At 53.0% G+C, this 12,460-nt stretch carries 10 protein-coding genes; 4 read left to right on the top strand and 6 right to left on the bottom strand.

Going from position 1 to position 12,460, the window contains the following annotated elements; translation table 11 throughout:
• Positions 1–524 precede the first annotated feature (524 nt).
• Positions 525–2,135, top strand: a complete 1,611-nt coding sequence (locus PJE062_RS23910) for a BCCT family transporter (protein ID WP_008552725.1) — start codon at positions 525–527, stop codon at positions 2,133–2,135.
• A gap of 100 nt (positions 2,136–2,235) precedes the next feature.
• Here PJE062_RS23910 and PJE062_RS23915 read toward each other — a convergent pair whose 3' ends face one another.
• On the bottom strand, positions 2,236–3,351 hold the full coding sequence (locus tag PJE062_RS23915; protein ID WP_008552750.1) for an extracellular solute-binding protein: 1,116 nt from the start codon (positions 3,349–3,351) through the stop codon (positions 2,236–2,238).
• A 262-nt stretch (positions 3,352–3,613) separates the two neighbouring features.
• On the opposite strand from PJE062_RS23915, the gene mgtE reads away from it, so the two are divergent.
• A complete protein-coding gene (gene mgtE / locus PJE062_RS23920) occupies positions 3,614–5,020 on the top strand; it encodes a magnesium transporter (RefSeq protein WP_008552744.1) in 1,407 nt (468 codons plus the stop codon).
• Between the two features lie 33 nt (positions 5,021–5,053).
• On the opposite strand, the gene PJE062_RS23925 is transcribed toward mgtE, so the two are convergent.
• On the bottom strand, positions 5,054–5,896 hold the full coding sequence (locus PJE062_RS23925; protein ID WP_083793307.1) for an arginase family protein: 843 nt from the start codon (positions 5,894–5,896) through the stop codon (positions 5,054–5,056).
• Positions 5,897–6,001: 105 nt separating this feature from the next.
• Here PJE062_RS23925 and PJE062_RS23930 point away from each other — a divergent pair, with 105 nt between their 5' ends.
• A complete protein-coding gene (locus tag PJE062_RS23930; protein WP_008552748.1) occupies positions 6,002–6,415 on the top strand; it encodes a cupin domain-containing protein in 414 nt (137 codons plus the stop codon).
• A gap of 288 nt (positions 6,416–6,703) precedes the next feature.
• On the opposite strand, the gene PJE062_RS23935 is transcribed toward PJE062_RS23930, so the two are convergent.
• Complete coding sequence (locus tag PJE062_RS23935) at positions 6,704–7,594, bottom strand: bifunctional 2-polyprenyl-6-hydroxyphenol methylase/3-demethylubiquinol 3-O-methyltransferase UbiG (RefSeq protein WP_008552720.1); 891 nt, start codon at positions 7,592–7,594, stop codon at positions 6,704–6,706.
• Between the two features lie 321 nt (positions 7,595–7,915).
• Here PJE062_RS23935 and PJE062_RS23940 point away from each other — a divergent pair, with 321 nt between their 5' ends.
• Complete coding sequence (locus PJE062_RS23940; RefSeq protein ID WP_008552774.1) at positions 7,916–8,323, top strand: cupin domain-containing protein; 408 nt, start codon at positions 7,916–7,918, stop codon at positions 8,321–8,323.
• A 104-nt stretch (positions 8,324–8,427) separates the two neighbouring features.
• Here the strand turns inward: PJE062_RS23940 and PJE062_RS23945 are convergent, their stop codons facing one another.
• The 3 genes from PJE062_RS23945 to PJE062_RS23955 form a co-directional block, all read right to left on the bottom strand.
• A complete protein-coding gene (locus PJE062_RS23945) occupies positions 8,428–9,879 on the bottom strand; it encodes a DEAD/DEAH box helicase (protein WP_008552695.1) in 1,452 nt (483 codons plus the stop codon).
• A 401-nt stretch (positions 9,880–10,280) separates the two neighbouring features.
• A complete protein-coding gene (locus tag PJE062_RS23950) occupies positions 10,281–10,565 on the bottom strand; it encodes a GIY-YIG nuclease family protein (protein WP_008552699.1) in 285 nt (94 codons plus the stop codon).
• Between the two features lie 504 nt (positions 10,566–11,069).
• On the bottom strand, positions 11,070–12,434 hold the full coding sequence (locus PJE062_RS23955; RefSeq protein ID WP_008552702.1) for a pentapeptide repeat-containing protein: 1,365 nt from the start codon (positions 12,432–12,434) through the stop codon (positions 11,070–11,072).
• Between the last annotated feature and the right edge of the window lie 26 nt (positions 12,435–12,460).

The following is a 12,460-nucleotide window of genomic DNA, read 5'->3' on the forward strand; positions in this document are numbered from 1 at the left end:
CTTTCTGCTCTCAGTAACAAAGGGTCTACCACTCTTTACATCAGACCATGTTCGACACCGTGAGGAATACGGTTTTGGAATAATGAGATTGCAACCTGAGAGATGTGGGATAGGAACCTTTTATATCTGGCGTTGCTTTTGCACGATCAGGCAAGGTTGAAAAAGCTATCCCCAGCCATACGTAGTTTTACGCTTGTGTGCAATGCATCTAAATTTGTAGGTTTCGCGCACATCAAGTGGTGCCTATCACTTCACCATCAGCGTCGGCCTTCTGACATGGCCTGATCACTTTCGCTGTTTGGCGCCACTATCCATCTGTGCTTCCGCCATGGGAGCAACCGCGTTGCCAGCTTCGCCCCTTTGTTTGGGCCCTTTATCTCTGGCAGTGATCATGGACTCGCCCTTGAGTTTTCGCGGCAGATGGCAAACAAGCGGATTTTGGCTCTTGGTTGAGCTACTCAATCCATGCAACGCGCGCATTCGGTGCTGCACGTGTGGATGTCTGCCAATAAAACAGGACCAGTATGACTGATCAAACCTGCGCAGATCTCATCCCGGCCCCGGAAGGGCCGTCTAATCTTATTGATACAGACTACGAAGTTGGACAGGACAATATTACACCACGAATCGCTGGTGTTCCGTTTGACGTTCACAACGTGGTTTTCACTATCTCCAGTATTGCGATTGCAATTTTTGTTGCAATTACTCTGCTCTACAAAGACGCTATTGGGCCGGTCTTCACCGATCTTCGTGTGTGGCTGACTTCTAGCTTTGACTGGTTTTTCCTAATTGCCGGCAATATTTTCGTGTTGCTTTGCCTTTTCCTGATTGTCTCTCCACTCGGGAAGGTGCGGATCGGCGGCAGAGATGCAAAACCAGATTACAGCTACTCAGAATGGTTCTCCATGCTGTTTGCAGCTGGCATGGGCATTGGCCTTGTATTCTACGGCGTTGCTGAGCCAATCGGGCATTACTCTTCCATCACCTCTGGCAGCAGCTGGGCGCCTTTGGGCGGTGAAGCGCTGAATGGTGCGGAAGCAGAACGCCTTGCAATGGCCGCAACCATCTTCCACTGGGGTCTGCACCCATGGGCGACTTATGCTGTGATCGCTCTTGGTCTGGCGCTGTTTGCTTACAACAAGGGTCTGCCACTGACCATTCGCTCCATCTTCTACCCTATTCTGGGTGAGCGCGTTTGGGGCTGGCCGGGTCACGTGATCGACATTCTGGCTGTGTTTGCGACCCTGTTTGGTCTGGCGACTTCTCTGGGTATTGGCGCTGAGCAGGCGAATGCTGGTTTGCAGCATCTGTTTGGCATGGAAAGCACCACAACCTCCAAGGTTCTGCTGATCATCGCGATCTCTGCTATTGCGCTGTGTTCCGTTGTTCTGGGTCTGGATAAGGGCATCAAACACCTTTCCACCTTCAACGTGATTACTGCTGCATTGCTGTTGGGCTTCGTTCTGCTGGCTGGTCCTACACTGGACATTCTGCAGAAGCTGTTCTGGAACCTGGAAGCTTATCTGGAATACCTGCCTGCGCTTTCCAATCCGGTTGGCCGCGTGGATGACAACTTCCGTCAGGGCTGGACAACCTTCTACTGGGCCTGGTGGTTCTCCTGGGCACCATTCGTGGGCATGTTCATTGCGCGCATCAGCCGTGGCCGTTCCGTCCGTGAGTTCATGATCTGCGTGCTGGTTATTCCAAGTGTTGTGACTACCCTTTGGATGACTGCCTTTGGTGGCACTGCGATTGAGCTGGAAGCAACCACGACCCTTGGCAAGATTGCAGGCGCGGCAACTGAGATTCAGCTTTTTGAACTGCTGAGCAACCTGCCACTGGCTGAGATCACTTCTGTTCTGGGCGTTGTTCTGATCATCACCTTCTTCGTCACCAGCTCCGACTCCGGTTCTCTGGTGATCGACACCATCACTGCAGGTGGCAAGGTGAATGCACCGGTTCAGCAGCGCATCTTCTGGGCGTCTCTGGTGGGTCTTGTGGCGATTGCACTGCTGCTGGGTGGCGGTCTTTCCAGCCTGCAGGCGATGACCGTTTCTACTGGCTTCCCGTTTGCGATTGTCCTACTGGGCGCGTGTTTCGCGATCGTTAAAGGTCTGCGCAGCGAACCGAAGTAAGACAAAGCTACATTAAGCATTTTAAAAGCGGCGGAGTAATCTCTGCCGCTTTTTTCGTTTGTACTCTTACATGAGCGATAAGCTCTTGCTCATCACTGCATCAGTGGATGGTTGCCGCTAGTTTTTTAGCGGCGGCACGCATGTTGGATGGGAGGGGGATGTATCCGGAGGAGATGGCGGCGCCTCTTGCCTGTCCGCTTAAGACGAACTCGGCGAACTCACGCACGGCATTGCCCGTTTTGGCGTCGGGGTAGACGTCTTCCGTCACCAGCCAGAAAAATGAAATGATGGGGTAAGCGCTTGGAGATTCAGGATTGTGGATCTCATCGATGGACAGAGGTTCTCCGCTGCGGCTGATTTCCTCGATAGCGGCTTCACCAGCATTTAAGGATGGGGCTACAAAGTTGCCCTTCTGATTTTCAACCAGCGCCATGGGGATGCCGAGCGTGCTGCCGAAAGCGGAGGGTGCATAGCCGATTGAGCCGTTGATCTCCGTGAGCTTGGTCACTACCTCAGATGAGCTGGGCACGAGGACAGTGTCTTTCGGGAAGGTTTCCAGCGGCCAGATGCTGGCTGTTTTACCGGCCCACGCATTTTCTGCGGAGTAAAGATGTCTGGAGAGTGCCAAGTTAGCGCCACTGGCATCACTGCGGCCAATGATGGTGATCTTCAGCTTCGGCAGGCGCAAGTCCGGGTTCACCATGCGGATTTCGCGGTGGTTCCAGAACTGGATGGAGCCGTCGAAGATGCCGGAGAGGGCGTTGCGGGTGAGCTTGAGGTGCCCTACTCCTTCGATGTTGTAGAGAATGCCAAGCATGCCTGCTGTGATTGGGATTTCCAGCAGTTTGTCTTCAATGGCGACGGGCTCATCCGCTGCATCTACATCCAAGTCCTGTTCCAGAATGGCTTCCAGTGGTGCACTGGAGACGGCGAAGTCCACCTTGCCAGATTGCAGGGCCAGCACACCGGCGCCACTGCCGATGGGGTCGTATCTGACTTCGATATCCGGATTGGAGGTTTTGAAGAGCCGCAGGGTCTCGTTGAACAGGACGTCCGGATACATGGAGCCGGCGCCGCTGAGCTCTTCGTGGGGTTCTGCCTGAGCGTAGCTGTCCTGCGCATATGAAGACTTAATCAGAAAACCGGTTGCCAAAAGTGAAAGAAACGATGCAGCTAAAATCTGAACGCACAGTTTTGGAGAGATCCGGTTGAGCATGGCACATCTTTCTCGGAGATTTTCCAATATGTAGACGCTATCCAGCGTCATTTTTATGCTGGCAGGGGCAAGTTGATCTGCCAGCCCAATGTTCCTCATAGCTTAGATTTTATAAAGGCTTCCTCTTTGCGGGTTGCGGTATTCTTTGAAAACTTTAGGGATGCTCTCAGCCGATTGGTTTTGCTTGATCTTAGGGAGAGATTTACTTCGCTGAGGCATGGTCTGGGCAAGCAGCGAACGTACCCAGACGAAGGTGCGGAGGATGGCCAAGAACAAGAAGCCACTCCAGTGGAGCAGTAAGGCAGATACAGCAGCGCATGAGCACAACAAGCAGGTGCTGAAACAGGTGCGCCATCAGTTGCGTGCGGACGATACCATCCCATTGGTGAAGCGGCTGAAAAAGTGGTCCCCCACGGACCTCTTGCAATTGCTGACCGCCCTGCCCTTGCCTGAAGCGCGCAAGCTGTTTGCTTTGCTGCCCATTCGCCCCTCCACCAAGATTTTGGCTGAGCTTTATCCGGACTTTCGGGCGGAACTGCTCAAGGATGGGACTACGGCACGGCTGGTGGAGATCCTCAATACCATGAAGGAGAGTGATCTAGCTGATACGCTGGACGAGTTTCCGCAGAGCCTTTTGGATATTGTGGTGCCGCAGCTGGATGCGCGGGCGGAGATTGAAGAGCGGATACGGCATGGAGAGGACACCGCCGGACGCCTGATGAGCCGCAAGTTTGTGGCATTTCATGAGGACTACACCGCCGAGAAGGCCATTGCTGCGATCAAGAGCCAGTATGATCTGGTGGGCCGGTTCCGCACCGTGTTTGTGGTGGATGCCAAGCACCGGCTGGTGGGGCGGCTGGATGTGACGCGCCTTTTGACGCTGGAACCCAAGGCCCGCATTGGTGATGTGATGGATGCCAATGTGCTGGCGGTTTCTGCGGAGATGGACCAGGAGGACGTGCTGCGCAAAGCAGCCAAGCGGCAGATTTCCTCCATGCCGGTGATTGACAGTGACGGCAAGCTGATTGGCCGGATCACCACTGAGCAGATGAACCAGATTGTGCGCGAAGAACTCTCGGAAGACCTGATGCTGATGGGCGGTGTTTCACCGGAAGCACGCCCAACGGATTCCGTGCGCCGGATCATCAAAGGTCGGTTGCCCTGGCTGATGACAGGGTTGATCGGCTCTGCTGTGGCCGCGCTGGTGGTTGGCTCTTTTGAGGATGAACTGGAGAAAGCGGCTATTCTGGCAGCGTTTATTCCCGTGATCATGTCCATGGCGGGCAACTCTGGCCTGCAGGCCTCTGCCGTTGCGGTTCAGGGCATTGCGACGGGGTCTATCTGGACGGGCAGCACGTTGTTTCGGCTCTGGAAGGAGTTCTGCGGGGCGATTTCCAACGGGTTTATTGCGGGTAGCGTACTCACGGTGCTAATCAGCATCGGCGCCATTTTGTTTGAGATCCACGATCCCGTCTGGCTGGCGCTAACAGCGGCGCTCTCGCTGGTCATCGTCACCACCGTGGCCGCCATGGTGGGGGCGACGGTGCCGGTAATACTGGACAAGATCGGCATTGATCCCGCCGCAGCGACGGGCGTTTTCATTACCACCAGCAATGATGTATTGGGAGTGCTGGTCTACTTCACCACCGCCAGTTTTCTTTATTTGTAAGCTTCTCAGATACGCCGATGATCTGAGAGACACTCATCTGTAGGTGCTAGAGAGATTTAGGCCAAATCCGTCTCGCAGGATGTGTTGCAGGTCTGTGTCATCGGAAAGAGCGGAAGACGGTGCGAACTCTGTCAGGCCATATCCAACCACATTGAACGTTGAGCGAATGAAGCTGAGCCAAGACAGCAGGTCGTCTAATGCAACTCCATTTTTCGCGCCGAATGCAGTGTTGCTGTGACGTTCCGGATCGAGGACATCGTAATCAACATGAACAAACACCGGAGCATCTGCCAGTTGCTCCATTACTGACTGGGTCGGAGCCTTCGCCAATGCATCGGGGTGCAGCAAGGTCATCTTGTTGGCATCAATACATTCCTGTTCACCACTGTCGATATCTCGGACCCCAGCCAGAACGACATTTTCAGGCTTCAATGGAACCTGCAAATACTTAGAGAGCGGTTGCGGAATGTCTCCGAGCAACATCCGCAGCACCATGCCATGGAACGTATGGGAGCCTGATGTTTCGACAGTGTTCAAGTCAGGATGGGCATCAAACCAGATAACGCGCAGGTTGCCTTGGTATTTTGCGTTCAACAGAGCAACCGGAATCAGCTCCCCGCCACAATCGGAACCCAGATTGAAGAGCGGCTCAGTCAATTTTGTGTCTGAAAGCGCTTGCTCGACAACATCTAATGAGTTGCAGATTTGATCAAGATTTCGAAGTCCCTGCGTTACCTGATCCCTACCTGCAACATAGGAGATATCGGGAATAAGCAGCTCTTCAGAGGCGAGCATTTGGCGGATTCGCTCTGCACCGATTGGATAGCGATGTCCACATCCGCTACCAACCCATTGAGAGTTAATAAGAATTGTCATGGATTTCTATTCATTGAAGGCAGGTAATTTATCTCCCTCATATATTAGCTTAGTTTTTCCTAGAGGAATACTCGCAATCGAGCCGACATATCCGGGAGGGACTTCATGGAACAGGAACAGGAACAGAGCTTCAGTCATAGTGAAGGGGAGAGCGGGGCGTTTGAGGCGCGGGGGTTGCGGAGTTATTTTGAGTATCGCGATCTTGGCGTGGCGGATGCGACCAACGGGGCTGTGATTGCCCATGTGATCAAAGCGCGGGAGGGGCACAATGCGACTGGTCAGTGGCATGTGCATGATTGCTCCTTTCAGTTTTATTATGTGCTGAAAGGCTGGGCGCGGTTTGAGTATGAGGGGCACGGCATTCGCACTGTGAGGCCGGGCGATTGTGTGGTGCAGCCCGCTGGTATTCGCCACCGGGAGATCGAGCATTCCGAAGATTTTGAGCTGATTGAGGTCGTCTCGCCTGCCAACTTTGGCACCCGTGCGGAAGACGAAGAGGTTGAGGCCACCGAGGCCTGACAGCAAAACCGGGGCTGAACAGCCCCGGCGTTTTTCATAAACTCAACGCTGCGCCGCTGCCGGTTTTAGCTACGGTTCTGGCCGCTTTTCTGGCCCGGACGGCGTTTGGCTTGCAGTGGCCACGACCTGAAGAACTCTTACCTGAGCTCTAGAACAATCTGATAGAGCCCCTAAAACGATGGAAAAGCAACTCCATCCGGCACGCTTATGCTGGGCGACCTAAGTTTAGAAGGGGTAGAGGCAACTAGCATCTTTAAGCGAACATCGAGCCTAGCAATACTGTAAGGACTACGTCGCTGAGTTTTTAACGACCGCTTCCTTACCCTGATAGGCCTTAGTCTCGCTACCACGCGCGCGCTCTCGTCGTGCACGCTCTCGCAGGACTTCAGGGTTTTGGATTCCGTCCCAATAGTCATCAACCCACTGCTCATTCACAGCTGTCTCTGCTTTTGTAGCCGAAAAAACGGCGCGACCAATCTTTCGGTCAAAGGATTTATCAAGGCTCGCGTCATCTGTTTTCAGTCGCTCATGCCCATCGCCTGAATGCCGGATGAGTGAGTCAAGTTTCACATCAATGAAACCCATAGATTGAAGAGTGCATTTCATTCCGGTGACGTTGAAGAAGGTACACGATGTTGGATCATAGGGGCCTTTCACTTCTCCGGCAGGGCAGAACATCATCGGGTACTGGCTCATCGAAGTGAGAATGCCGCTCTCAACAATCATGGTGCCGCCTGGTCTTAGGCATTCCTGGAGCTTTTTCATCACCCAAAATGGATATCTGAGATGATAAAGGACACCGGCAAATATAATGACATCGAAAGTTCCGAATGTGTCTTGGCGAAGGTCATTTACATTCATCTCCACCATCTTGACCTTCGATTTCCGGGCAGGAATAACGAGTTCAACTGCGCCGCTCGATATCAAGTTATCAACTCCAATGACTTCCGATGCCCCTTTTTCTTCTGCGTAAAAACTGAAGAGACCATCGCGGCAGCCGATGTCCAGAACCCGCTTCCCAGTGAAGTCGATCCTATTGAGAGCTTCGATCACCAAATCCCACATGTATTTAAAATGCGGACGTCCGGGGGTCTGAAGTCCAAACGGAAGATCAACGATGTGATAGAATTGATGCTTTGCTAGTTGTTCTTCAATCTGTGTTCTGGTCAACGCGGTCATTTAGAAACCTTCGACAATACAATTACGTCCTGGGGAGCGGACAAAAAGAATAATGGCGAGAAACCCTACGGTAGATTGGAAAATGGCGCAATTTACTAAAAGTAATGACCGAAAACGCCCAGTGTAACCATGTCAGTTTATGCGTTTTGTTGACTTTGTAATGAGCCTGCGTGTTGTTGAAGATCTACTAACTGTACTGCAATTAATGCTCAGTCATGAGACTGATCCGGGACTGGCTTGTGCTCTCTTTTCACTTCGGCAAACTCACGATAGCTTTTGTTTTTGTCCGGCGCTTACAAGGCTCAGATTGGGAGGGACTTTATGGAACAGGAACAGAGCTTCAGTCATAGTGAGGGGGAGAGTGGTGCGTTTGAGGCGCGGGGGTTGCGGAGTTATTTTGAGTATCGCGACCTTGGCGTGGCGGATGCGACCAACGGGGCTGTGGTTGCGCATGTGATCAAAGCGCGGGAGGGGCACAATGCGACTGGTCAGTGGCATGTGCATGATTGCTCCTTTCAGTTTTATTATGTGCTGAAAGGCTGGGCGCGGTTTGAATATGAAGGGCACGGCATTCGCACTGTGAGGCCGGGCGATTGTGTGGTGCAGCCCGCTGGCATTCGCCACCGGGAGATTGAGCATTCCGAAGATTTTGAGCTGATTGAGGTCGTCTCGCCTGCCAACTTTGGCACCCGTGCGGAAGACGAAGAGGTCGAGGCCACCGAGGCCTGACAGCAAAACCGGGCTAAAGCAGGTCGCGTTTGAGCTGAAACGCTTGGTCTGCTTTAGCTTTTGTTTTTACGTATCTTTGGAGGCCCCGGTGTTTCTTCATAAACTCAGCGCTGTGCAGCTGCTGGTTTTGCGCGGCGTGGTCTGCCGCTCTGGGTGCGGTTTTGGTTGCGGTTCTGGCCGTTCTTCTGGCCTGGACGGGCGTTTGCGTTTGGCTTGCCGCGGCCACGACCTGCATTTGGCTTTGCGCCTGCTGGTCTTGCGCCGTTCTCACCAGCTTTGCCTTGGGCGGCACGACCTGCGCCACCGGCTGAGCGGTTTGCGCCGCCACCACCGCCATTGCGACGACGATTGTTTTGCGGGCGTTTGTGGCGCTTGAGGCGTTGTGGTTCTGCGGTTGGGTCGAATGTTGACACGTCACCGGACGCGCCGTCCCAATCGCTGTCGCCAGATGGGATTTTGCGGCCGATCAGGCGCTCGATATCGCGCAGGTATGGCTGTTCGGTTGCATCACACAGGGAGACGGCAACGCCGCTTTTGCCTGCGCGGGCGGTGCGGCCAATACGGTGCACGTAGGCTTCCGGCACGTTTGGCAGTTCGTAGTTGACCACATGGCTGACGCCATCAATATCAATGCCGCGGGCCGCGATATCTGTTGCCACGAGGATTTTGATGCGGCCATTCTTGAAGCCATCCAGCGACTTTTCGCGGTTGCGCTGGCTCTTGTTGCCGTGGATCGCGGCTGAGCTGAGGCCCGCTTTTTCCAGATGGCCGCTGACACGGTCTGCCCCGCGCTTGGTGCGGGTGAAGACGATGGCGCGCTCGATGTCATCTTCGGAGAGGATGTCCAGCAGAGCGGCGCGTTTTGAGCTGGAGTTGAGGAAGCGCACGGACTGGTCGATCTTCTCGATCGGACGGGACACCGGCGCGACCGAAATCTCATGCGGGTTGCTCAGGAATTCTTTGGCCAGATTGCGGATCTGGATTGGCATGGTGGCGGAGAGCAGCACTGTCTGGCGCACTTTTGGCAGTTTGCCAAGAATACGGCGGATGGCTGGCGCAAAGCCAAGGTCCAGCATCTGATCGGCTTCGTCTAGTACAACCGTTGTTGTAGCGTCCAGCTTGATGCCGCCGGTGCTCATGTGGTCTTCCAGACGGCCCGGGGTTGCGATCACAATGTCCAGACCTTTGGACAGGGCGCGCAGCTGTGGGCCGGGCTTCACACCACCGAAAATCACGGCAACAGACGGGCCGATGAACTGGCCGTAGGTGCGCACGCTTTCGGCGATCTGGGAGGCCAGCTCACGGGTTGGTGCCAGAATGAGCGCGCGGCAAGTGTGCGGCGCTGGTTTCTTGCGGTCTTCTGCTAGACGGGTGAGCAGTGGCAGCACGAAGGCGGCGGTTTTGCCGGTGCCTGTTTGTGCAATGCCGAGGATGTCCTCGCCCTCTTTCATCAGCGGGATCACTTCGCGCTGGATTGGGGTTGGAGCCTCGTAGCCCTCTTCTTTTACGGCGCGCAGGATGGGTTCTGCGAGGCCAGCTTCGTCAAAATTCTTCACTCTCGTACTTCCAAGATGTGCGGAGCACGCGCCCTGATTTGGGATCAGGCGCTTGCTCATAATATGAGTGCCAGCATGATCCCCGCAGACAAGCGTCTACGTGGCCAGACTGGCTAAATATGAGATCCATGGAGTTTGAGAGGTGACTTTTAAAGCGACCTAGAAACGCTGCGGACCACGGTGCATGCCCGTGTTACATCCCACTCGAGCAGGCTGCCCTTCTTGTTCTTTTAAGGCAGCAGGGTAGCGCCCACAGCATAAGCCCGATGAACGCGTTGGCTGAGGAGATATAGGGAAAGCGGCGGGAATGCAAGGGGGTGGGTGGGGATGATCCGTGCGAAGCTCCCCTCCCCGCCGTCTTCCCGCACTTGATGCGGGATCTAGTAGGACGATGAAAGACCTCACCCCAAGTCGCAATACAGATCACGCCATGCTGGATTAAGTGTTTCAATAAGCTTTAGTTTCCACGCGCGCCTCCAACGCTTCAGCTTTTTCTCACGAGCAATTGCGTCCCCAATGCGTTCAAACTCCTCGTAATAGACCAGCTGAGAAACATCGTAACGAGCGGTGAACGAGGTTGCGGTCTTCTCTTTGTGCTCGTGAATACGACGCGCCAGATTGTTAGTAACACCCGTGTAGAGCGTTCCGTTTCTCTGGCTTGCAGTGATGTAAACGTAATAAGGCATGCCGTAGCTTGCAGATACGTATGCGGCCTGCAAACTGCATGATATGGCTAGGGTTTTATCAGTGGTGAGTTCCAGCTGGGTCCCGCATCAAGTGCGGGATGACGGCGGGGGTGACTTTTGCTTTCGTGCCCCCTCGCCGTCATGCCGGACGAGTGAAGCGAAGATCCGGTATCCAGAGCGATGCGGCAGACGCGACGCTCACAGCGTATGCCCGGTGAGAGCGTTGGCTGAGGAGGCGTTTGTGAGCATGCTGTAGTTTGTGGGAGTACAAGCAGATTGCCAACCACGTGATATGGCTAGTTCGTTATCTGAGGTGAGTTCCGGCTGGATCCCGCATCAAGTGCGGGAAGACGGCGGTGGGGGCTTTAGGGCTGCCCAAACGCCCCTCGCCGTCATGCCGGACGAGCGAAGCGAAGATCCGGTATCTAGGGGCTTACATTTACTTGAAATTTGGACTGCGTTCTGAGGAAAATGAGAGATAAAAGCGAAACTCTCCGTAAATATTTACTCTTGGTAAGGCCATTGCGTTAGGCCCAAACGACCCAAAAACTCTCTATAAGCTTCATTAACAGCCCCATCATATTGGTCGAAAGGAACCCAATCTACGAACTCATGCTCTGCATACAGCTCATTTTGCATACGTATTGCCTCATCTTCATTCCTTTCCTTTTTCAATTTTTTGATTTTATGGAGTGTATAAAAATGTGTACCGATTTCTTCATTAAATCTCGGATGTAACTTTGTGTCTTTTGAACCAAACGTTACATTTGCATCTTGCGGGTCAGACAAAAATTCAGCTGCACTCAAGTCAGCTCCTCGAAACGACACGCCATACACCTTTGCAAGAAGAAAAAAGCTATTTGCCAAAGTTGCTGGATACATTGAACCAGACGGAACAGTCGGACGATTGAAGATTACACGGTCACAACGTGTTCCTTTCAATATTGCCCCCCGGAAGTTTGTAAAGTTTAGTAATGCCCCAGAGAGATAAGTTCCATTCAGTTCACAATCTTGAAAACTTGCAAACTCCAACCTGCTTTCTACGAACAACGCTGCAGTAAAGTTGCCACTACGAAAATCAACTCCGCTTAAGTTAGTGTTGTTCAAATTTAACCTAAATCTCTTCTCTTGCTCTAATCGAATTTGCTTTTTTGATCGACGTCCCAACACATTGATTGCAACCTGAATATCAGTTCTAGGGCTAGCTTTCTTGAATGGAGGCTCCGTCGGCTCTAAATCCAAGGCGGGTGCATTCTCGCGGATGTAGGCGCAGAGAATTTCCATAATCTGTAAGTGATCCCTAAGACTATCCTGCGCAATTCTCTCTAAAGCATATATTGCTCCAATGCGAACTTCTAAGTTTGGAACACTACTTTCGTGTATTTCTCTATCAATAATTGGCGTACCATCTGGGCGGAGAGCTGGTTTGGGATTTCCATCTTGATCTCGCACCCATTTTCCATCTTTCTTCTGATATTTAGGTGTCTCGATTGTTTTCTTTACGACTTTCTCGGCGCCAAGACCTTCTACAGCTTTGTTAATTCGGTCTGTAATTTGGCTTTGGACTGCTGTGTCCGAGTTTTTTTGAGCGACGATGGATCGCCAGACCAAGAAGGGCGCACTGAAGGCTGCTGCTATAACCAATCCAATATTTCTGATCGCGCCACCCGTGGTGTCAGTGCCAAATGGTCCATACCCCAATAATGCACCCAGAAGATGCCAAAGCCCGATCAGGCAAATAAGGACAATGACTACAGCAGCGCTAAACAAAAGAGCACCGAATAAGCCACCTAGCCACCGTGCTCTGGTGAATTCAACATATCTATTCAGATGCACCCAATCCCAAAATGTTGGCTTTTCATTCTTCATGGGAACACCGCTTAATCTCTACTCAA

The organism is Pseudovibrio sp. JE062 (assembly GCF_000156235.1).
Classification (GTDB): Bacteria; Pseudomonadota; Alphaproteobacteria; order Rhizobiales; family Stappiaceae; genus Pseudovibrio.

Bases quoted from the DNA above. Each gene is read 5' to 3' on its own strand.
- PJE062_RS23930 (WP_008552748.1), top strand. From the start codon at position 6,002: ATGGAACAGGAACAGGAACAGAGCTTCAGTCATAGTGAAGGGGAGAGC.
- PJE062_RS23915 (WP_008552750.1), bottom strand. From the start codon at position 3,351: ATGCTCAACCGGATCTCTCCAAAACTGTGCGTTCAGATTTTAGCTGCA.
- PJE062_RS23955 (WP_008552702.1), bottom strand. From the start codon at position 12,434: ATGAAGAATGAAAAGCCAACATTTTGGGATTGGGTGCATCTGAATAGA.
- mgtE (WP_008552744.1), top strand. From the start codon at position 3,614: ATGGCCAAGAACAAGAAGCCACTCCAGTGGAGCAGTAAGGCAGATACA.
- PJE062_RS23940 (WP_008552774.1), top strand. From the start codon at position 7,916: ATGGAACAGGAACAGAGCTTCAGTCATAGTGAGGGGGAGAGTGGTGCG.
- PJE062_RS23950 (WP_008552699.1), bottom strand. From the start codon at position 10,565: ATGCCTTATTACGTTTACATCACTGCAAGCCAGAGAAACGGAACGCTC.
- PJE062_RS23910 (WP_008552725.1), top strand. From the start codon at position 525: ATGACTGATCAAACCTGCGCAGATCTCATCCCGGCCCCGGAAGGGCCG.
- PJE062_RS23925 (WP_083793307.1), bottom strand. From the start codon at position 5,896: ATGACAATTCTTATTAACTCTCAATGGGTTGGTAGCGGATGTGGACAT.
- PJE062_RS23935 (WP_008552720.1), bottom strand. From the start codon at position 7,594: ATGACCGCGTTGACCAGAACACAGATTGAAGAACAACTAGCAAAGCAT.